General features: G+C 73.8%; 17 protein-coding genes. 7 read left to right on the plus strand and 10 right to left on the minus strand.

The window, feature by feature from the left end; all coding sequences use genetic code 11:
* Positions 1-117: 117 nt before the first annotated feature.
* Together OF117_RS02725 and OF117_RS02730 are read right to left on the minus strand one after the other, a co-directional pair.
* Entirely contained in the window at positions 118-726 is a 609-nt protein-coding gene (locus OF117_RS02725) for a Fic family protein (RefSeq protein ID WP_263551248.1), read from the minus strand.
* 68 nt (positions 727-794) lie between these two features.
* Positions 795-1,115, minus strand: coding sequence for a hypothetical protein (locus OF117_RS02730; protein ID WP_263551249.1), 321 nt, complete (start codon positions 1,113-1,115; stop codon positions 795-797).
* Between the two features lie 250 nt (positions 1,116-1,365).
* On the opposite strand from OF117_RS02730, the gene OF117_RS02735 reads away from it, so the two are divergent.
* The 5 genes from OF117_RS02735 to OF117_RS02755 are packed head-to-tail and all read left to right on the plus strand — an operon-like array spanning position 1,366 to position 8,049.
* The gene (locus OF117_RS02735; RefSeq protein ID WP_263551250.1) at positions 1,366-2,805 is read left to right on the plus strand and encodes a DUF3375 domain-containing protein; all 1,440 of its coding nucleotides are present in this window, start codon (positions 1,366-1,368) and stop codon (positions 2,803-2,805) included.
* Positions 2,802-3,461, plus strand: coding sequence for a DUF4194 domain-containing protein (locus tag OF117_RS02740; RefSeq protein WP_263551251.1), 660 nt, complete (start codon positions 2,802-2,804; stop codon positions 3,459-3,461). Before OF117_RS02735 ends, OF117_RS02740 begins: the two co-directional genes overlap by 4 nt.
* Positions 3,458-6,841 (plus strand): ATP-binding protein, encoded by a 3,384-nt coding sequence (locus OF117_RS02745; protein ID WP_263551252.1) that lies wholly within the window; start codon positions 3,458-3,460, stop codon positions 6,839-6,841. The genes OF117_RS02740 and OF117_RS02745 overlap by 4 nt, the downstream gene beginning before the upstream one ends.
* Position 6,842: 1 nt before the next feature.
* The gene (locus OF117_RS02750) at positions 6,843-7,466 is read left to right on the plus strand and encodes a DUF3322 domain-containing protein (RefSeq protein WP_263551253.1); all 624 of its coding nucleotides are present in this window, start codon (positions 6,843-6,845) and stop codon (positions 7,464-7,466) included.
* Positions 7,426-8,049, plus strand: coding sequence for a DUF2220 domain-containing protein (locus OF117_RS02755; RefSeq protein WP_263551438.1), 624 nt, complete (start codon positions 7,426-7,428; stop codon positions 8,047-8,049). The genes OF117_RS02750 and OF117_RS02755 overlap by 41 nt, the downstream gene beginning before the upstream one ends.
* A 152-nt stretch (positions 8,050-8,201) precedes the next feature.
* On the opposite strand, the gene OF117_RS02760 is transcribed toward OF117_RS02755, so the two are convergent.
* On the minus strand, positions 8,202-11,594 hold the full coding sequence (locus OF117_RS02760) for a DEAD/DEAH box helicase (RefSeq protein ID WP_263551254.1): 3,393 nt from the start codon (positions 11,592-11,594) through the stop codon (positions 8,202-8,204).
* 256 nt (positions 11,595-11,850) lie between these two features.
* On the opposite strand from OF117_RS02760, the gene OF117_RS02765 reads away from it, so the two are divergent.
* Positions 11,851-12,471: an antibiotic biosynthesis monooxygenase gene (locus OF117_RS02765; RefSeq protein ID WP_263551255.1), complete on the plus strand. Its 621-nt coding sequence runs from the start codon at positions 11,851-11,853 to the stop codon at positions 12,469-12,471.
* A gap of 129 nt (positions 12,472-12,600) precedes the next feature.
* Here OF117_RS02765 and OF117_RS02770 read toward each other — a convergent pair whose 3' ends face one another.
* Positions 12,601-12,903: a DUF3303 domain-containing protein gene (locus OF117_RS02770; protein WP_263551256.1), complete on the minus strand. Its 303-nt coding sequence runs from the start codon at positions 12,901-12,903 to the stop codon at positions 12,601-12,603.
* 327 nt (positions 12,904-13,230) lie between these two features.
* Here OF117_RS02770 and OF117_RS02775 point away from each other — a divergent pair, with 327 nt between their 5' ends.
* On the plus strand, positions 13,231-13,821 hold the full coding sequence (locus OF117_RS02775; RefSeq protein ID WP_263551257.1) for a dihydrofolate reductase family protein: 591 nt from the start codon (positions 13,231-13,233) through the stop codon (positions 13,819-13,821).
* A gap of 104 nt (positions 13,822-13,925) precedes the next feature.
* Here OF117_RS02775 and OF117_RS02780 read toward each other — a convergent pair whose 3' ends face one another.
* The 6 genes from OF117_RS02780 to OF117_RS02805 form a co-directional block, all read right to left on the minus strand.
* Positions 13,926-15,362, minus strand: coding sequence for an aldehyde dehydrogenase family protein (locus OF117_RS02780; protein WP_263551258.1), 1,437 nt, complete (start codon positions 15,360-15,362; stop codon positions 13,926-13,928).
* A gap of 133 nt (positions 15,363-15,495) precedes the next feature.
* Positions 15,496-16,287: an enoyl-CoA hydratase-related protein gene (locus tag OF117_RS02785; RefSeq protein ID WP_263551259.1), complete on the minus strand. Its 792-nt coding sequence runs from the start codon at positions 16,285-16,287 to the stop codon at positions 15,496-15,498.
* Positions 16,284-17,471: a CaiB/BaiF CoA transferase family protein gene (locus tag OF117_RS02790; protein ID WP_263551260.1), complete on the minus strand. Its 1,188-nt coding sequence runs from the start codon at positions 17,469-17,471 to the stop codon at positions 16,284-16,286. The genes OF117_RS02785 and OF117_RS02790 overlap by 4 nt, the downstream gene beginning before the upstream one ends.
* Positions 17,468-18,874: an FAD-dependent oxidoreductase gene (locus OF117_RS02795; protein ID WP_318014210.1), complete on the minus strand. Its 1,407-nt coding sequence runs from the start codon at positions 18,872-18,874 to the stop codon at positions 17,468-17,470. Before OF117_RS02795 ends, OF117_RS02790 begins: the two co-directional genes overlap by 4 nt.
* 10 nt (positions 18,875-18,884) lie before the next feature.
* Positions 18,885-20,216 carry an MFS transporter gene (locus OF117_RS02800; RefSeq protein ID WP_263551261.1) on the minus strand — a complete coding sequence of 444 codons (1,332 nt, stop codon included), beginning with the start codon at positions 20,214-20,216 and terminating at the stop codon, positions 18,885-18,887.
* Positions 20,217-20,411: 195 nt separating this feature from the next.
* Entirely contained in the window at positions 20,412-21,020 is a 609-nt protein-coding gene (locus OF117_RS02805) for a helix-turn-helix domain-containing protein (protein WP_263551262.1), read from the minus strand.
* Between the last annotated feature and the right edge of the window lie 156 nt (positions 21,021-21,176).

Genomic DNA, 21,176 nt, shown 5'->3' on the forward strand with positions numbered 1-21,176 from the left:
CCGGCCAGCGATCCGTGGGCGGCCGAGCCCCATGCACCCGCCATCGACATCGCCGACGGTGACGGCGACCGGCTGCTCGGCGACGCCCATCGGCGGACGGCTGGTCGTGCTGGGACGTCAGGCCAGCAGGGCAAGGCTGAGCAGGTGACCGAAGACAGCGATCGCCGGGTCGTGGTTCCCCCGGAAGTTAGGCGGCCGGCCCATCGACTCACGAGCGGCACGGGCGTAGGCGACGTCGTCCGGCCGCGGCTTCGAGGTGATGAAGACCGGTAGCGAGTACCGCAGTGCGATGGCCGCGGCCCAGGTCCGTGCCGTCCGGCCGTTGCCGTTGGCGAAAGGATGGATTCGCACCCACTCGCCGTGCACGACCGCGGCCAACGCGACCACGTCGTGCAGGTGGTCGACCGACCGGGGTCGCTGCCCCACCGGCAACAGGTCGTCCAGGTACTGCAGCCCCGCGTGGATCTTCGGGATCAGGTCCGCGATCTCGGCGTCGACCTGTGTCGACCACACGCCGACCCGTTCGGGGAGGCCGTCCGCCAGCGGTGGACCGACCCCGACCTCGTGGTCGACCAGTTCGGGGACACGAGGATCACCGCGCAGGTGCCCCACGTAGCCGGGCACCGGCACGCGGCAGCCGGCGTAAAGCCTGCTGTGCCAGCCGAGCGCGTCAGCGAGCGTGGGCAGCGCCCGCCCTCCCGCCGCAGCCTGCAGCGACGAGATCACGGTGGCGGCATTTCGCCCGATGAGCGGCAGGTCGCGCGGGTCGTCCTCCCAGGGCGGCCCCGGCACGGTCAGCGGTGGCCGGTGCGGAAGGCCGCCAGGACGCCGGCCTGCTCCTGGCCGGCCGGCTGCTGCGGCGCGCCGTGGGCCGGTCCACGTCCGACGTCGCTGTGCAAGGCGAACGACTGCAGCGGCTCGGGCCGCCCCTCCCCCTCGGCGAAGTCGCGCATGCTGCGCGCCACGACGTCGCCGTACGCCTCGTCGGACAACTGACCCAGGCGCGACGCTGCGGCCTGCAGGTCGGCAGCCAGCAGCCGCCCCCGCATGACCATGTCCCCCTCGATCGCGTGCTCGATCAGCTCGTTCTGGCTGACACCTTCCTGCCGTGCCACGTCCCGCACCAGCGCGCGCAATCGCGGGTTCCGCAGACGGAGGGGGAACGCGGAGGAGCGATCAGCCACGTTCTCGATGGTCCACGCCGGACTGCGTGATGTCAATCGCGTCCCGTGACATCAACGTCGGCGAGCGACGAGGGCCACGCGCCGAGCCGTCGATGCCCTGACACGCACGCCACTGCGGCCGGTTTCGTCGTAAGCCCTCCCTAACATCGCCGCGACACATCCCACGGGGGTCGGAGGCGGCATGGAGCACGACGACGTCGCCACGCTGCGCCAGCACAGCGCCGCCTGGCGGCTGCTGCGCGCCGACTCCGCGCCGCTGGTGCTGAGCTTCCTCGACGACGTCTTCGTCGCCGGCGGCGTCCGCGGCATCGCCGCCGGCGAGCTGGTCGAGCGGCTCGACGACGTGCTCTACGCCCTCAACGAGGGCAGCGACCCGCCGCGCCATCCCCGCCCGGCGCGCGCCTACCTCGACGACTGGGCCGGCCCGCAGGCCGGCTGGCTGCGCAAGTACTACCCGGCCGGCTCCGACGAGGCCCACTTCGACGCCACCCCGGCAGCGGAGAAGGCGATCGCCTGGGTGGCCTCGCTGCGGGAGCGGAGCTTCGTCGGCACCGAGTCGCGCCTCAACACCGTCGTCGAGCTGCTCCGCCAGATGGTCTACGGCGCCGAGGCCGACCCCGACGTCCGCCTCGCCGAGCTCGAACGGCGCCGCGCCGAGATCGACGCCGAGATCGAGCGGGTGCGCGCCGGTGACGTGCCGGTGCTCGACCCCTCGGCCCAGCGCGACCGCTACCAGCAGTTCGCCGGCACCGCCCGCGAGCTGCTGGCCGACTTCCGCGAGGTGGAGGCCAACTTCCGCGCCCTCGACCGCGACCTGCGCGAGCAGATCACCACCTGGGACGGCGCGAAGGGTGGGCTGCTGGAACACGTGGTGGCCGGCCGGGCCAGCATCGCCGACTCCGACCAGGGCCGCAGCTTCCACGCCTTCTTCGACTTCCTGCTCTCCCCCGCCCGCCAGGAGGAGCTGGCCGACCTGCTCCGCAGGGTGCACGAGCTGCCCGCCCTCTCGGCCGCCGACGCGCGGCTGCGGGGCATCCACCACGAGTGGCTGGCCGCCGGCGAGCGCACCCAGGCCACCGTCCGCACCCTCTCCGAGCAACTGCGTCGCTACCTCGACGACCGGGTCTGGCTGGAGAACCGCCGGGTGATGGACATCCTGCGCAGCATCGAGACGCACGCCCTCGCGCTGCGCGGCGAGACGGTCGGGCTGACCTGCGAGCTCGACGCGCTGGCGCCCACCGTCGTCCTGCCGATGGAACGCCCCCTGTACTCGCCGCCGGTCAAGGCCGTGGTCGACAGCATCGGGCTGGAGAGCGGCGACGACGACTTCGACCCGACCGCCCTGTTCGGCCAGGTCCACGTCGACCCTGCGCCGCTGACCGCGCACGTGCGCCGCGCGCTGCTCCAGCGCCCGCAGGTCGGCCTGGCCGCGCTGGTCCGCGACCATCCGCTGGAGCAGGGCCTGGCCGAGCTGATCACCTACTTCTCCCTCGCCGACGACACCTTCGACGTCGTCTTCGACGAGGTTCCCGAGCAGGTCCGCTGGGAGGACGACGACGGGCGGGCCCGGGAGGCCACGGTCCCCCGCGTCACCTACGCCCGCCGCCAGGAGGTCCCGTGACAGCACCCCCGCCCGCTCGCTCCGAGCTCGATCTCCCCCTGGTCGCCACCACGCTGATGAAGGGCGTGGTCTACCGCGACACCCACGAGCAGGTGTGGCGCCACCTGATCCCGCTGCAGGCCCAGTTGCGCGACCACATGGCCACCCTCGGCCTGGTCCCGGTCGTCGACGAGGCCGAGGGCTACGCCTTCCTCCGCCAGCGCGACGACGACGGCGCGGACGACGGGCCGGACGACGGCCCCGCCGGCGGCAGTGCCACCGGCGCGAAGATCCCCCGCCTGGTCGCCCGCCGGTCGCTGTCCTTCCCGGTCAGCCTGCTGCTGGCGCTGCTGCGACGGCGGATGGCCGAATTCGACGCCACCGACGCCGGCAGCCGCCTGGTGCTCACCCGCGAGCAGATCGTCGCGCTGATCCGGGTCTTCCTCCCCGAGCGCAGCAACAAGGCCCGGCTGGTCGACCAGGTCGACGCGCACATCGCCAAGGTCGTCGAGCTGGGCTTCCTACGCCGGGTGCCCGGTCCGGACGACGCCTTCGAGGTGCGCCGCATCCTCAAGGCCTTCGTCGACGCGCAATGGCTGGCCGACTTCGACCGGCGGCTGGCCGGCTACGCCGCCGTCCTCCGAGGCGCCCCGACCGACCCCGAGGAGGCCCCGTGAGCCTGCAGCTGACCCTCGACCCGACGGAAGGGAGCACCGCACCCGCGGGCTACCGGCTCGACCGGCTGGAGCTGCTCAACTGGGGCACGTTCGACCAGAAGGTGTGGACCCTGCGCGCCGACGGGGCCAACACGCTGCTCACCGGCGACATCGGCTCGGGCAAGTCCACCGTCGTCGACGCGGTCACCACCCTGCTGCTGCCGGCCCAGCGCATCTCCTACAACAAGGCCGCCGGCGCCGAGACCCGGGAGCGCAGCCTGCGTTCCTACGTGCAGGGCCACTGGCGGTCCGAGCGCAGCGAGCTGACCGGCACCACGCGCCACGTGGGCCTGCGCCCGGGGAGCACCTACAGCGTCCTGCTCGCGGTCTTCCGCAACGCCGGCTACGACAGCACGGTCACCCTCGCGCAGGTGCTGTGGCTCCGGGACGGCGACGCCGGCCAGCCCGACCGCTTCTACGTCACCTCCGACCGCGACCTGACCATCGCCGCAAACTTCGCCGACTTCGGGAGCGACCTCACCGCGCTGCGCAGGCGGCTGCGCGGCCGCTCCGGTGCGAGCGTGTTCTCCGCCTTCCCCGACTACGGCCGCGAGTACCGGCGCCGGCTGGGCATCGACTCCGAGCAGGCCCTGGAGCTGTTCCACCAGACGGTGTCGATGAAGGCGGTCAGCGACCTCAACGGCTTCGTCCGCAGCCACATGCTCGAGCCGTTCGACGCCGCCGGCTGGGTGGACCGGCTGGTCGCCCACTTCGACGACCTCACCCGTGCCCACGGGTCGGTGGTCCGCGCCCGCACCCAGCTCGAGCAGCTGCGCCCGATCCTGGCCGACGCCGACACCCACGCCCGGCTCGGCGCCGAGGTCGACGCCCTGGGTGCCCAGTGGGACGCCCTGCCCGCGTTCGTCGCCGGGCGGCAGGCGGAGCTGCTGGCCGCCCGCATCGGGCAGCTGCGCGAGGCCGTCGCCGCCGGTGACCGCGAGCTGGCCCGGCTCTCCGGCGAGCTGACCCGCCTCCGCGCCCGCGAGCAGGAGCTGGTGGTGCAGCGGGCCGGCCACGGGGGTGACCGGCTGGCCCGCATCGACGAGCTGGTCGCGAGCGAAGGCGAGCTGCAGGCCGGCCGCCGGCGGCGGGCCGACCGGTTCGCGGCGCTGCTCGCCGGCACCGGCCTGGACCCGGTCGCCGACGAGCACGCCTTCGCCGCCCGGCGCGCCGAGATCGCCGGGGCCGCCGAACGGGTGGCGGCCGAGACGGCCGAGGCCGAGGGGCGCCGGTCGGAGCTCGACGTCGCCCTCGCCGGCCTCCGCGCGGATGCCGAGGAGCTGCGCGCCGAGCTGGCCAGCCTGCGCGGGCGGACCAGCAACCTGCCCCGGCAGAGCCTGGACCTGCGCGCCCGGCTGGTCGCCGAGCTGGGCATCCCCGTCGCAGCGCTGCCGTTCGCCGGCGAGCTCGTCCGGGTCGCCGACGCGCACCGGCCCTGGGAGGGCGCCGCCGAACGATTGCTGCGCGGATTCGCGCTCTCCCTGCTCGTCCCCGACGAGTACTACGCGGCGGTCTCCCGCTGGATCGACGGCCGGCACCTGGGCACCCGGCTGGTCTACTACCGGGTCCCCGCCGCGCTCGCCGCTGCGCCCGAGCTGCCTCCGGCGCGCTCGTTGGCCGCCGTCCTCGAGGTCAAGGACTCCCCGTTCCGGCCGTGGCTGGAGGCCCAGCTGGCCCGCCGGGCCGGGCACGACCGCGTCGACGGCATCGAGGAGTTCCAGCGCACCCCGAAGGCGATCACCCGCGCAGGGCAGATCAAGGAGCCGGGCGGGCGGCACGAGAAGAACGACTCGACCCGCATCGACGACCGCCGCTCCTACGTCCTGGGCTGGAGCAACGAGGAGAAGGTCGACGCGCTGCTCCGCCAGGCACAGCAGCTGCAGCAGCGGCTGAACCGCCACGAGCAGGAGCGGGCGGGCGTGCAGTCGACCATCGACGGCGCCCGCGAGCGGGAGACCGGCCTGGGCCAGCTGCGGCTGTTCGACAGCTGGACCGAGCTGGACTGGGCGGCCTGCGTCACGCGGATCGCCGAGCTCACCGCCGAGCGCGAGCGGGTGCTGGCCGCCTCCGGCGAGCTGGACCGGATCGACCGGGAGCTCGCCGCACTGCGCGAGACCACCGCCGCGACCGACGACGAGCGTGCCGCCGGTCAGGAGCGCCGCGGCGCCGCCGCAGGCGCCCTCGCCGAGGCGGAGCAGCGCGCCGCGCGCGTGCAGCAACGGCTGGACGCGGCCGCCGCCGTCCCGCCCGAGGTGCTGACCGCCCTCGGCGCGCGCGCCGAGAAGCTCGCCGAGGCGCCACCCACGTCGCTGGACGACGTCGACGCCCTCGAGCAGCAGCTGTCGCGCGCCATCACCGCCGAGCGGGAACGCCGCCAGCGCAGCCAGGGGACGACCGAGACCCGGCTGGTCACCGCGATGGGCGCCTTCTGCCGCCTGCACCCGGCCGAGACGGCGGAGATGGACGCCTCGGTCGCGGCCGCCGGGGAGTTCCGCGCGCTGCACGACCGGCTGGCCGGCGACGACCTGCCGCGCTTCGAGGCGACGTTCAAGCGGTACCTCAACGAGAACACCATCCGCGACATCGCCGGGTTCCTCGCCGAGCTCAACCGCCGGGCCGACCTCATCCTCGAGCGGGTCGACACGATCAACGCCTCGCTGGTCGGTATCGACTACAACCCGGGCCGCTACATCCGCCTCGACGCCCAGCGCACGCCCCGCCCGGAGATCAAGGACTTCGTCCGCGACCTGCGCGCCTGCACCGACGACGCGCTCACCGACGGCGACGACCAGTATTCCGAGCAGCGGTTCAGCCAGGTCTCCCGGATCGTCGAACGGCTGCGCGGCCGGGAGGGGCACACCGACCTCGACCGGCAGTGGACCCGGCTGGTCACCGACGTGCGCAACTGGTTCGTCTTCACCGCCTCCGAGCGCTGGCGCGAGGACGACGGCGAGTTCGAGACCTACAGCGACTCCGGCGGCAAGTCCGGCGGGCAGAAGGAGAAGCTGGCCTACACGATCCTCGCCGCCTCGCTGGCCTACCAGTTCCGCCTCGATCCGGCGGCGGCGCGGTCGAAGAGCTTCCGCTTCGTCGTCATCGACGAGGCCTTCGGCCGCGGGTCGGACGAGTCCACCCGTTTCGCGCTCGCCCTGTTCACCCGGCTCGGGCTGCAGCTGCTCATCGTCACCCCGCTGCAGAAGATCCACGTCATCGAGCCGCAAGTGGCTGCCGTCGGCTACGTGGACAACCAGCGGGGCAACTACTCGCGGCTGCAGAGCCTCACCATCGAGGAGTACCGCGAGCAGCGCGACCTGCGGCGGGCTGCCGGCGGGGACGGCTGAGGTGGCCGGCCGCACGCGGCCCGAGTGGTCGACGTGGGCGGAGGTCCGCGACCGGCTGCGGCGGCGCTGGAACCGCGGCGACCTGCTCGCCGACCACGCCGCCGGCGCGCCGTTCCAACCCGTCGACCTGCCCATCCGCGGGCCCGGGGCGCGGGACCTCGGGGCTCGCTTCGACGACGTCCGTGCCTGGCGGGCCGGCTGGTCGGCCGTCCCCCGCGGCGTGCGGGTGGTCGAGACGCCGGTCGGTGGCCGGCTCATCGGGGTCAACCGGCTGCCGTCGCGCGCCGTCGTCGACACCTGGGCGGACCTGTGCACGGTGCTCGGGGTGCAGCGCGACGTCGCCGCCTTCGACCGGCTGCTCGCCGCCACGACGGCTCGCGCGCCCGCGCTCGCGGAGTGGATGGTGGAGCACCCGATGCGAGCGCTGGTCGCCGCCGCCGACTGGGAGCTGCTGGTCGACACCGTCCTCTGGATCGAGCGCGAGGCCCGGCCCGGCAGCTACCTGCGCGAGATCGACGTCCCCGGCGTCGACACCAAGTTCCGAGACCCACCGCCGGCTGCTGGCCGACCTGCTCGACCGGCAGCTGCCGGCGGACCGCGTCGACGACGACCGGCCGCGCAGTGACTTCGCCGGCCGCTACGGCTTCCGCGGCCGGCCCGACTACGTCCGGGTGCGGCTGCCGCCCGGCCACGCCGGTCCGTTCACCGAGCTCGCCGTCCGGGTCGAGGAGCTGGCCGGCGCGCCGCTGGCCGCCGGCACCGTGGTGGTGGTCGAGAACGAGATCACCTACCTGGCGATGCCGCCGCGGCCGGGCACCGCCGTCCTGCTCGGCGGCGGCTACGCCGTCGGACGGCTCGCGCCGCTGCGCTGGCTCGCCGATCGCGACGTGCACTACTGGGGTGACATCGACACCCACGGGCTGGCCATCCTCGATCGGCTCCGCGCGTCCTTCCCGCGCGTCCGCTCGCTGCTGATGGACCGGGCCACGCTGCTCGCCCACCGCAGCCAGTGGGTGCGGGAGGGCACCCCGACCCGCGCGGCCCTGCCCCGGCTCACCGATGCCGAGGCGGAGCTGCACGCCGAGCTGGTCGGCGACGTCCACGGACCGGCGGTGCGCCTCGAGCAGGAGCGGATCCGGATCTCCGCCGTCCCCGAGCACTTCGGCAGCGACGCGGGCTCGGGCGCCGGTCGCGCGGGCCAGGGTTGACCGCGCTACCGCCCGCGAGCGGGCGCACGAGGCCGATCGGTACCGGAGTGCATCCCGCGGCGGCACCATTCCGTCGTGAGCACCCGGATCGCCCCCCGTGACGGGACCAGCTCGCTCCACCCGAACTGGCCCGAAGGTTGCCGGGCCGGCGGTCAGGCGAACAGGCCGCGGATGTCGTCGGCCGTCAGCGCCCCGGACAGCGCGCCGCCGTCGTCGTCCAACACCCGGGCGAACAGGTCCCGCTTGCGCTCCTGCAGCGCCAGGACCTTCTCCTCGATGGTCCCGGCGGCCACCAGCCGGTACACCATCACCGTCTTGTCCTGGCCGATCCGGTGCGTCCGGTCGACCGCCTGCGCCTCCACCGCCGGGTTCCACCAGGGGTCGAGCACGAACACGTAGTCGGCCTCGGTCAGGGTGAGCCCGAATCCGCCGGCCTTGAGGCTGATGAGGAAGACCGGGGCGCGCCCGTCGCGGAACTCGTCGATCCGCCGCTGCCGGTCGCGCGTGCGCCCGTCGAGGTAGGCGTAGGTCAGCCCCTCCGCGTCGAGCCGCTGCCGGACCGTGGCCAGGAAGCCGGTGAACGAGCTGAACACCAGCGCCCGGTGGCCTTCGGCGACCACCTCCCGCAGGTGCTCCAGGAAGGCGTCGGCCTTGCTCGACCGCACCCCGGCGTGCGCCTCGTCGACCAGCGACGCGTCCAGCGCCAGCTGCCGCAGCAGCGTCAGCGACCGGAAGATGGTGAAGCGGTTGCGCTGCAGGTCGTCGACGAGGCCGAGCACCTTGCGCCGCTCCCGCTGCAGGTGGGTGTCGTACACCTTGCGGTGCCTGGGGTTGAGCACCACCTCGAGCACCTGCTCCTGCTTGGGCGGCAGTTCGGCGGCGACCTGCTCCTTGGTGCGGCGGCGCATCAGCGGCCGGATGCGGCGGCGCAGCGCGGCCAGCACCTCCGGGTCGCCGCCGCGCTCGATGGGCGTCCGGTAGTGCTCGGTGAACCGCTGCGGGCTCGGGAACAGCCCCGGCGCCACGATCGAGAGCATCGACCACAGGTCCATCAGGTCGTTCTCCACCGGGGTGCCGGTGATCGCGAGCTTGAACGGAGCGGGCAGCCGCCGCGCCGCGGCGTAGATCTTGGCCTGGTGGTTCTTCACGAACTGCGCCTCGTCGAGCACCAGCCCGCGCCACGGCAGCGCGCCGTAGTCGGCCTCGCCCAGGCGCAGCAGCGTGTACGAGGTGACCACCAGGTCGGCGCCGTCCACCACCTCGGCCAGCGGCACGCCCAGCCTGCGGCCGGTGGCCTCGACCGTCCGGACGACGAGCCCCGGCGCGAACCGGGCGGCCTCGCGCGCCCAGTTCGACACCACGCTGGTCGGGGCCACCACGAGCACCGGAGCGGTCAGCTCACCGGCCTCCTTCGCGCGGCACACCAGCGCCAGGGTCTGCAGGGTCTTGCCCAGCCCCATGTCGTCGGCGAGCACGCCGCCGAGCCCGGCGTCCCACAGCACGGTGAGCCACTGGTAGCCCTGCAGCTGGTAGGGCCGCAGCTGCGCGGCCAGCCCGGCCGGCGGCGCGGGCAGCGGCGCGTCGTCGACGTCGAGCAGCGCCCGGACGTCGCGTGCCCACCGCTCGCTCTGCTCGGCCACCACCCCGAGCTGCACCAGCTCGTCCCACAGCCCCGCCTGGTAGCGGCTGATCCGCAGGCCCGGCCGCTCGGCGTCCTGCAGCGCCCGCGCCTCGTCGATCAGCCGGCGCAGGCGGTCGAACTCCGGACGGCGGACGTCGAACCACGTCCCGCTGGGCAGCACCAGGTGCGACTCGCCCGCGGCCAGCGCGCTGAACAGCAGCGCGAACGGGATGTCCTCGCCGTCCACCGTGACCGTGACGCCGAGGTCGAACCAGTCGGTGTCGCCTCCCTCCGTGGCCGACACGTGCACCACCGGGGCCGCCTCGGTGTGCCGGTAGTCCGCGGGCTCACCGGTGACCTCCACCAGCACGCCGGCGTCGGCCAGCCGGTGCAGCACCTCGGTGGTGAGGACGACGGTGTCCATGCCGTGCAGCTCGGCCGTCGGCGCCAACCGCCGCTCCGGGCCGGTCCCCTGCCACAGCCGGGACAGCCGGTCCTCCGGCAGCGGCAGCGCCCGCACCAGCCGCTCCTCGGCGGCCGCGTCGCGGGTGGCATCGGCGACGCCGTCCTCCCCCAGCAGCGGCAGCCGCCGGACCTCGTCCCCCGCGCGGTACCGCACCGACCAGGTCAGCCGGGTGCGGTGACCACCGGCGTGCTCGACGTGCAGGCACATCTGGGGCGGGAGGACCTCCGGCAGCTCCACCGACCCGTCGGACGAGCGGACCGGCAGCGCGCGGTGGAGTGCGGGGTAGAACCCGGTCAGGAAGCGCGCCCGGTCGGTCGCGGGCACGTGCAGCGGACCGGCGGTGAGCAGCTTCTCCACGCGTCGGGGGACCGGCTGCAGGGGGACGAGCAGCAGGCCCCTCTCCGGCACCAGACCCGGAGGTGGTCCGGGGTCGCCCGGGAGCAGCACGGCACCGTGCGGAGGGCTGCCGAACAACCGCACCGCCCCGGCGGGGACGCGGACGTCGGGGCCCAGCTCGACCAGCGGCTCGATCCGCAGACCGGCGTCGTCCCGGCGCTCGACGGCATCGCCGTCGCGGCGCTCATCGGACCCGCCGCCCCGGCGCTCGACGGTCCCGCCGTCCCGGCGCTCATCGGACCTGCCGTCCCTGCGCACGTCCACGACGACCGGCACCGGCTCACCGGCCACCCGGACGGGACCGCCGGCCGTGGTCACGAGGGGCACCCCCTCGTCCACCACCTGCCGCAGGGCCGGCCAGAGGGCGGGGCCGAAGTCCGCCAACCGCACCGGCGGGTCTCCGCCGTAGCCGTAGTAGCCGGGGGTGTCGTCGGCGGCCTGGTGGGCCTGGAACAGCGCGCGCAACGCGGCGGCGTGCGCCGGGTCGCGCTGCGCGTAGTAGTCGTACTGCAGGGTCCGCCACGAGACCCCCGTGCGGATCCAGCGGCCCTTCGCGCCGATCACGACTGGGCGAAGGCGGACGGACGGCGCGGGGACGGCGGAGTACCGGCCGGCCGGCACCGCCTCGACGGCCGACCGCTCGACTTCGAACTGCAGGCCGAGCGGGGTGCCGGTCCGCTGCCCCGCCGACGCGGCGGGCTGCACCAGGTCGACGAGCGCCGTCTCCCAGGCCGGCACGGGTGCGGCCGGCCTGACCGGCGGGCCGGTCAGCGCGTTCCGGGCGGCGATCAGGACGGCGGCGACGTGCTTGCAGTCCGCGCCGACCGGGCAGCTGCACTCCCCCCACCAGCGGGTGCCTCCGGCGTCGTACGCCGCGACCGTCGCGTACCGGCGTCCCCCGCTGCCGATCACCGTGGCGTCGACCTGGCCGAGGGTGCGGGAGTAGGCGAGCTCCGCGACGCGGCCCTGGCTCGCGTAGAGGGAGCCACGGCGGAAGGCTTCGTGACCGACCGACCGGCGGACGACGGAGTCGCTGAGCGTCGGTCGCAGCTCCTCGAGCACCGCCCGAGGCTAACGGCGTCCGGGGACGCGCCGGCGGATGTCCACAGGCCCGTCGACCGACCAGCGTGGGCGCCGACGCCCGGCTCCGAGGCGTCGGAACCGGGCGTGCGCGCACACGCTCGCCGCGGTCGGCCGGCGCGGGCTGCAGTGGCATCCGGCGCGGCGGGAGCCCGTTGTCACCGGGCGGCGGCGGGAGAACGATGTCCGGCGCGGCGACGCCGCAGGGGCGCCGCCCGCCATCCGGAAGGAGGGCGGCATGTACGCCCGGTCCACCACCATCCTCGCGGACGCGCAGCGCCTGGACGACGGCATCGCGCACGTCCGCGACGAGATCATGCCGGCGGTGCAGAGCATGCCCGGCTGCATCGGCCTGTCGATGCTCTGCGACCGCGACACCGGCCGCTGCATCGTCACGACGAGCTGGGACTCCGAGGACGCGATGGTCGCGACGCGTGAGCGGGTGCGCGACATGCGGCAGCGCTCCGTGGAGCTGATGGGCGCCAGCGACGCGAGCGTCGACGAGTGGGAGATGGCCGTCATGCACCGGATGCACAACGCCACCGACGCCGCCTGCGCCCGCGTCACCTGGACCCGCGGCGACCCGGCCCGCGCCGAGGAGATGCGCGACGCCTTCCGCATGAGCCTCGTCCCGAGGCTCGACGACGTCCCCGGGTTCTGCAGCATCAGCCTGATGGTCGACCGCAGCGGCCGGAGCTGCGTCACGGCGGTCTACGACGACCGCGGTGCCATGGAGGCCTCCCGCCCGCAGATCGTGTCGATGCGCGAGGAGTTCGCCCGCCAGTTGGGTCTGGAGGTGACCGAGGTGGCCGAGTTCGACCTGGCCATCCACCACCTGCGCGTCCCCGAGATGGTGTGAGGACGGCGGCCGGCGCGGGGTATCCCCCGCGCCGGCCCCGGCACCGCTCGGCGCGGGTCTCCCCCGCGCCGGCCCCGCACCGCTCGGCGCGGGCCCCTGCACCGGCTCCGGCCGCAGCGGCAGGGTGGGTCAGCTGGACTCGTTGTAGTCGACGGCGGCCTGCAGGACTGCGGCGCCCTGCTCGATGTCCAGGACCGGGTGCAGCGTCAGGTCGAGGAACGGGCTGAAGATGGCGCAGTCCCTCGCCAGGGCGACCGGGTCGTCCGTCCGGGCAACGGCGTAGCCGCCGCGTCCGTCGACGCGGTGCACGAACTGCAGCATCTCCGCGCTCGGCGTCCACTTGCTGAACACCTCGAGCGAGCGCTTCAGCGACGCCAGGTTCTCCTGCCCCGACCCGCGCGGGCGGACGGTCCACTCGAGCACGTACTTCACGTCGGCCTCCCCTCCGTTCGGTTCGGCTCGGGCACCGCTCGGGGCCGGGTGCGCTCCGCACGGGGCCGCGGCGGTGGCGGCGAGCACCGGCAGGCTCCCAGCGCGCTCGGAGCCGCCTCAAGGCAGGCGCGCACCCGACGCCGCGGGGCGCGGCGATCCTCCGTCCTCGGCGACGGGCGGCTACCGACGGTGGGGAGCACGGTCGCCGAAGGCGGTCGGGTTCGCCGTCCGGGGGAACGGCCCGACCGGAACGGGCGTGCTCGCCCACTCCCCCTCGCGCGTCTACCGTCCGGCCCAGGAACGGCCGAGGGTTCTCCGGGGAACGGGATGAGCGATACACGGAACGGGACGAGCGATACGAGCACCGGCAGCGGGAAGGTGGTCGTGAACCGGGCGATGTCGCTCGACGGCTTCATCGCCGGTCCCGGCCATGCGATGGACTGGGGCGGTGGGCGCGCTCCCGCCGACTTCGTGGCGTCGGAGGACGTCGCGCAGGTCGCGGCGGCCACCGGTGCCATGCTCGTCGGCCGGCGCACCTACGACGTCGGCGCCCGCATGCGGGCCGAGGAGCCGGGCAGAGCCGACTACCCCTTCTCCGGCCCGGTGTTCGTCCTCACCCACCGGCCGCTGGAGCCGCCGGACCCGGAGGTCACGATCCTCACCGGCGACATCGGGCAGGCGGTCGCCACGGCACTGGACGCCGCGGGTGGCAAGGACCTCGAGATCCTCGGCGCCGACGTGGCCGGCCAGTGCCTGCAGCGGGGGCTCGTCGACGAGATCCTGGTGTACGTGCTGCCCGTGCTGCTCGGCGACGGCATCCGCTTCTCGTCCCCCGGCCTCGCGAGGACGGACCTGGAACCGCTCAGCAGCACGCGCTCGGGGGACGCCACCGTGCTCCGGTTCCGCGTCCGCAGGTAGGTGCCGGGCCGGTCGGCCGCGCCCCCGGCGCTGGGCGCGGCCGTCGTGCCGGGCGTGCCCGGGCACGGGCCGGCGCGCACTCACGAGTGCGGGCCGGCGCGCACTCACGAGTGCCCCAGGTAGACCGTCTTCCCCCAGGTGTAGAAGTCGGTCGCCCGCGGGCCCTGCTCGCGGAACGTGTTGGTCGACGAGTCCTTCACCCCGCCGAACGGCACGTTGAGGTCCAGCCCCGCCGTCGGCCGGTTCACCTTCACCACACCGACCTGCGCCCGCGCCGCGAACTCGTGCGCGGCGGACAGCGACGTCGTGCAGATGCCCGCCGTCAGCCCGTAGGCCGAGTCGTTGACCGCCGCGATCCCCGCATCCAGGTCGGGGACCTCCAGCACGGCCACGACCGGGCCGAACACCTCGTCGCGCACCAGCGGGTCGTCGGCGGCCAGATCCGTGACCACCGTCGGCCGGAACGCCAGTCCCTCGGCGGAGGACCCGCCGGCCACCACGCGACCGCCACGGGCCACGGCCTCCGACACCGCGGAGACGTCCTTGGCCAGCTGGGCGTAGCTCACGACCGGGCCCATCGTCGTCCCCGGCGCCAGCCCGTCACCGACGACCACGCTCTCGGCCGCCTTCGCCAGCGCCTCGACGAACGCCTCGCGGACCCCCGGTGTGCAGTACACGCGCGACGTCGCGGTGCACGCCTGCCCGGTCAGCCCGAAACCGCCGGCCGCCACGATCGACGCGGCCGCCGCGACGTCGGCGTCGTCCAGCACCAGGTAGCCGTTCTTGCCGCCCATCTCCAGCTGCACCCGCCCCCGCCGCGCGTTCATGACGTCGGCCAGGCCCAGACCCACCCGTGTCGAGCCGGTGAACGACAGCGCCGCCACCCGCGGGTCGCGCGCCAGCGCATCCCCCACGACCGACCCGCGGCCGTGCACCACGTTGAGCACGCCGGCGGGCAGGCCCGCCTCGACCAGCGCCGCGGCCAGGTTCGACGCGGTGAGCGGGGTCAGCTCCGCCGGCTTGAGCACCACGGTGTTGCCGCTGACCAGCGCGGGCGCCGTCTTCCAGGCCGGGATCGCGATCGGGAAGTTCCACGGCGTGATCAGCCCGGCCACGCCGAGCGGCTCGCGCCGGGTGAACACCGTCGTCCCCGGCGTCGCGCTCGGCAGCACGTCCCCCTCGGTCAGCCATCCCTGGCCGCCGAAGTAGCGCAGCACGTCGATCGCCCGCCGGACCTCCCCGCGGGCCTCGGCGAGCGTCTTGCCCTCCTCGGCCACCAAGTCGCGGGCCACGTCCTCGTGCCGCGCGCGCAGGATGTCGGCGGCGTCCATCAGGATCGCGCCGCGTGCCGGCGGCGGCAGCGCCGCCCACCCCGGCTGGGCGGCCGCGGCCGCCGCCAGCGCGGCGTCCACGTCGGACGCGGACGACGACGGCGCGGTCACCACCACCTCGTCCGGCCGGGCCGGGTTGCGCCGCTCGACCGACGGCGACCCGGTCCAGGAGCCGTCGATCAGGTTGAGGGCGGTCGTGGTCTCGGGCATGCGAGAACCTCCAGGGGGACGAGTCGACGAGACGGGACGAGTCGACGAGACGGGACGAGTCGAGGCGAGGAGAATGGTCAGCGGGACCGGACGGGGCCGCGGTCTGCCCGCGGCCCCGTGCGGCGAATAGCGTTCACGACCCGCTCCACACCGGCGCGCGCTTCTCCTGGAAGGCGCGCACCCCCTCGTCCTGGTCCTTGCTCTGCAGCGCGGCGACCAGCGCGGGCAGCCGCACGGTGTTCGCCTCCCGCGCCGTCAGGTGCGAGGTCCGCTGCACCACCTGCTTGATCGCCTTCAGCGACAGCGGGGCGCAGGCCAGCACGTCGTCCACCCACCGCTGCACCGCGGCGTCCAGGTCGGCGGCGGGCACGACCTCGTTGACCAGGCCCAGTCGGTGCATCTCGTCCGCCGGGGCCTTCCGGCCGGTCAGCAGCAGGCCCATCGCCTGGTGGTAGGGGATCCGCCGCGGCAGCGTCACCATGCCGCCGTCCAGCGGCAGCCGACCGATCCGCGGCTCGGTCAGCCCGAACCTCGCGGATTCGGCCGCGACCACGATGTCGCAGCCGAGCACCAGCTCCATGCCGCCGCCGACGGCGTAGCCGTTCACCCGGGCGATCACCGGCACGTCGAGCGTCTCGCGCAGCGACAGGGCGCCGAAGCCGTCGGGGTCGAGGTCGGCCCAGTACTCCATGCCGGTCTTGCCCACGCCGGCCGCCGACACGTCGGCGCCGACGCAGAACGCCCGGTCACCGGCACCGGTCAGCACCACGCAGCGGACGTCGGACGACGCCTCAATGTCGGCCCAGACCCGTCGCAGCTCCATGTGGGCGGAGCGGTCGACCGCGTTGAGCACCTCCGGCCGGTCGATGGTCACCCGCGCGACGTGGCCGTCGAGCTCGTAGCGGATGCCGTGCTCGAAGCTCACCGCAGCACCCCCGCACCGGCCAGCGCCGCGACCTCGTCGTCGGTGAAGCCGTGGTCGCGCAGCACGGCCGCGTTGTGCTCGCCCAGCCGCGGCGGCACGTAGCGCACCGAGGCCGGCGTCCGGGACAGGTGGATGGGCGCGTCGAGCGCCCGCACCCGGCCCGCGGTCGGGTGCTGCATCTCGACGACCATCCGGTTGACCAGCGTCTGCTCGTCCTCCAGCGCCTCGGCCAGCGTCCGCACCGGGGCGCAGAGGATGTCGACCGACTCCAGCCGCTCCACCCAGTGCCGGGTCGAGCCGGTGGCGAACCGGGCCAGGAAGATCTCGCGCAGCTCGTGCCGGTGCTCCGCCTGCGACTCCTTGGTGGAGAACTCCGGCCGGGCCGACAGGTCCTCGTCCAGCTCCAGCGCCTTCGAGATGTCGCGCAGCGGGTTCTCCTTGAACGCGCCGACCATGCACACCGCGCCGTCCGTGGTGGGGAAGACGCCGGACAGCGGCATGGCCGCCCAGTTCACCTCGTAACCGCGGTTGAGCTGCATGCAGGCCTCCTGCATCTGCATGTGCAGCATCGAGTCGTACATCGTGACGTCGACCTTCTGGCCCTCGCCGGTCTTCTCCCGGGCCAGCAGCGCCAGCAGGATCCCCTGCATCAGGTGCATGCCGGTCGTGTAGTCGCACAGCGTCGTCGGGTAGACCGACAGCGGGATGTCCTCGGACTCCCGCCGCGCCATCACGCCCGAGTACGCCTGCGCGACGACGTCCTGCCCGCCCTTGTGCGCGTACGGGCCGCTGTCGCCGAACCCGGTGCCCGACGCCCAGATCAGCCGCGGGTTGATCGCGCGCAGCGCCTCGTAACCGAAGCCGATCCGTTCCATGACGCCGGCGCGGAAGTTGCTGACCACGACGTCCGCGTCGCGCACCAGCCGGCGGATGACCTCCTTGCCCTCCTCCGACCGGGTGTCGACCGACAGCGACCGCTTGTTCCGGTTGATCGACAGGAAGATGGGGTTGTCGGGGCCGGCCGGGTCGGGGAACGCGGAGCGGGACAGGTCGCCCACCCCCGGACGCTCCACCTTGATCACCTCGGCGCCGTAGTCGCCGAGCAGCTGGGTGCAGCTCGGGCCCATGTAGACCTGGGTGAAGTCGAGGACGGTGACGCCGCTGAGCGGCTGGTCGGTGGTCATGCTCGGACCTCCAGGAGGGACGCGACGTCGGCGTCGCTGGTCGGGACGTCGGGGTCGGCGGACGGCGCGTCGACGAGTGCGTTGGCGGACGGGACGTCGCCCGGGTCGGCCCCCTGGTCGCGCATCCCGCGCTGGATGTCGACCGGGTCCACCTCGCGCACGGTGATGCCCTTGTCGACGGCGATGCCGGCCGCGATCCCGGCCGCCTGGCCCTGCGCCATGCACGGCGGGATCTCCCGGGAGATCCGCTGCGCGTCCGGCGTGGCCGAGTAGTGCCGGCCGGCGACGAGCAGCTGGTCGACGCCGCGCGGCAGCAGCGCCCGGTACGGCGTGTAGTAGTCGCGGCCGCGGGCCACCGAGTCGGCGAAGTGCCGCCGGCTGGTGACGTCGTCCTTGGTGACCACGTACTCGCCGGAGAGCAGCCGGGTCTGCCGCACGCCCATCTGCTCGGCGACGTCGACCAGGTAGCTGTTCTCGAAGCCGGGCAGGTGCGCGCGGCAGTAGGTGACGGCCTCGGAGATCTTGTCGCGGGCGTCGAACTCGGCCTGGGTGAGCGAGACCGGGTCGGTGCCGTCGTAGCCGGACATGTGCGGCGCGTTGCACCACACGACGCCGGGCACCGGCGTCTTCAGCCACCACAGCTCCCACGCGCCGCCGAGCAGCCGCTTGATCTTGCGGTTGATCGCGCGGGCCTCCTTCGGATTCGCCTGCTCGAAGCGCTCCGCCGCGTCGGTGTCGACGCCGCCGAGCCGGAAGACCAGCGTGGTCAGGTAGCTGTCCTGCGCGAAGGGGGCGCCGGCGCGGGAGGCCACGTCGATGTCGCCGGTGGTGTCGATGACGACGTCCCCCAGCACGGCCTGCGGGCCGGACTTGGTCTCGCAGACCACGCCGCGCAGCACGCCGTCGTCCACGACCGGCCGGCTGAACCACGAGTGCAGCCGCAGGTTCACGCCCGACTCGCGGACCAGGTCGTTGGAGACCCGCTTCCAGCCGTCGGGGTCGAAGGCGACCGCGTAGCAGATCGGCTTGGGGGTGACGTGGGAGTGGAAGTCGAAGGCCCCCCAGCGCCCCCACCGGTTCCAGGTCTCGGTCGACGAGTACCGGTCCTGCTCGGGCGGGTAGACGGCCAGGCCGAGCTTGGCCATCCGCTCGACGTACTCGTCGACCACGCCGGTGACGGTGATCTCCGAGCCGTTGATCATGTCGTCGAGCACCAGCACCATGCCGCCGGACGCCAGGCCGCCGAGGGCCGCGTACCGCTCGAGCAGGGTGACCGAGGCGCCGCGCCGGGCGGCGGCGACCGCGCCGCTCACGCCAGCGGGGCCGCCGCCGACCACGACGACGTCGGATCGGGTGACGACGTCGCCGCGGACCTCGTCGGAGGTGACGATTCGGGTGGTCATCGTTCGGAGCTCACTTCCCGCAGAAGGTGCCGCTGGACCGGCGGGCGGCGAGGTAGGCCACCACGCTGATCGCGGACAGGACGGCGACGTACACCGGGAACACCCAGTCGAGACCGGCGTTCTGCAGCCAGACCAGCAGGTAGGACGCGGTGCCGCCGAAGACCGCGACGGCGATGCCGTAGCCCAGGGCCACGCCGGTGCCCCGGCAGTACTTCGGCATCAGCGACGTCGCGACGACGTTGTAGAGGGTCATGTTGAGCACCAGCACGACCGAGCCGCCGAGGATGACGCCGGCGAAGCCGAGGATGCCGGGCTCGCTGTAGAGCAGGATCAGGAAGATGGTCGGGATGGCCATCAGCCGGGTGATCACGAACGTCTTCGACAGGGTGGCGCGGTCGGCGAGCATCCCGGTCAGCGGCGAGCCGATCAGCAGGACGACGGCCAGCGCGGTGGTGATCGCGAAGACCCAGGTCGGGTCCTCGCCGAAGGAGCCGCGGGCCAGGCTCGGCAGGCCGACGTTCCACGCGTAGTTGTAGGCCTGCGCGGCGCCGACGACGAAGACGATGGCGACCAGGCCCAGCCAGTGCTTGCGCATGCCGCCCCAGATGGTGTTGCCCTGGTCGCGCGCCTCGGTCTTGTCCTCCTCGGTCAGCGACTCCGGCAGCGCACGGCGCAGCCAGATGACGACGACACCGAGCGCCGCGCCGAAGGCGAACGGGACGCGCCAACCCCACTCGAGCATGGCGTCGGCGCCGATGACGAGGCTGGTCAGGAAGCTGACCAGCGAGGCCAGCAGGATGCCGAGGTTGACGAAGAAGCTCATCAGCCCGGCAGCGCGGCCCTCCCGCCCGGCGGGGCTCAGCTCCACCGCGTACGCGGTGGACAGCGGCGCCTCGATGCCGGTGGACGCCCCCTGGACCAGGCGGCAGACCAGCAGCACGACGCCGGCCCAGAGGCCGATGCTCGCGTAGGTCGGCAGCACGGCGATGACCAGCGTGGTCGCGGCCATCGCGCCGATCGACCAGAGCATCACCCGGCGGCGGCCGATCTTGTCGGCGACGGTGCCGAGCAGCACGCCGCCGAGCGGGCGGACGGCGAAGCCGACGGCGAACACGGCGAGCGCGGACAGCGTGGCCGCGACCGGGTCGCCGGACGGGAAGAACTGCGGGCCGATCAGGGCGGCCAGCAGCCCGAAGATCATCCAGTCGTACCACTCCAGCGTGTTGCCCAGGCCCAGGCCCAGCAGGGCCCGGCGGGTGGTGGTCGGTGGCGCGACGGCGGGGATCCCGTCGGCGGGTGCCGCGGGTGGGGTGCGGGTCGGAACGGGTGCCTCGACGGACATACCGGATCTCCTCGTGCGCATCATGGCTGCGCGGGATCGCCGCGGCTCGCCGGCGCAGGCGTCGTCCCGGCCTCGTCGGGCAGGACGGATCGCCCCGGGACCGGCGTCGCGGTGTCAGGGACTGGATGGAGTTGGGGACCGACGGCTGCGCCGCCAGGCCTGCGGACGGCGGGGAGGAAGCCCGCCGTCCTCGGATCACCAGGTGGGTGGCGTGATCACCCAGACGGCCCGGTGCACGTCCGGGCCGGGGTTGCTGTACCAGTGGGGGACGGTCGAGTCGTACCGGATCGAGTCGCCCGGGCCGAGCTCGTGCGGGACGCCGTCCAGGTGGACGACGACCCGGCCCTCGATCACCAGCCCGAACTCCTCGCCGTTGTGCTTGTACGGGGTCGCGCTCGTGTCGTAGCCGGGCGGGGTCTCTACCCACACGACCTCCAGCGCGCCGGAGAAGTCGGGGGTGAGCAGCTCGTACAGCCCGCCGTCGTCGTAACCGAGCCCGTGGCCGTCCAGCCGGCGCCGCTCGCCCCGGCGGACCACCGGCGACCGCGTCTGGTCGGACACGTACAGCAGCCGGCCGACCGGGATGTCCAGACCGTGCGCCAGCTGGACGAGCGTGGCGAAGCTCGGGTTGCCCCGGCCGCGCTCGATCTGGCTCACAATCCCGACACTCAGGCCGGACAGCTCACCGAGCCGCTCGAGCGTCAGGTCCCGCTCCTTGCGCAGGGAGCGGATCCGGGCGCCCAGGTCCTGGAGCATCGCGCCGATGGCCGGGACCGCGGGCTGCGGCTCGTTCGGCAGTGCCATCGGGATGCGACCTCCGGGTACGGCGTCAGTGACCACCACCATAGTGAAGTTCTTCACTCAGTCAACACCTGATCGATATTCCAGTGCAGGTTTTTCACTTCGGTGCCGGTTCGGGATCGCAGTGTGCGCGCTCGGACCGCGACCGGACGGCCTCGT

Source organism: Geodermatophilus sp. YIM 151500, from assembly GCF_025716945.1.
Lineage (GTDB): Bacteria > Actinomycetota > Actinomycetes > Mycobacteriales > Geodermatophilaceae > YIM-151500.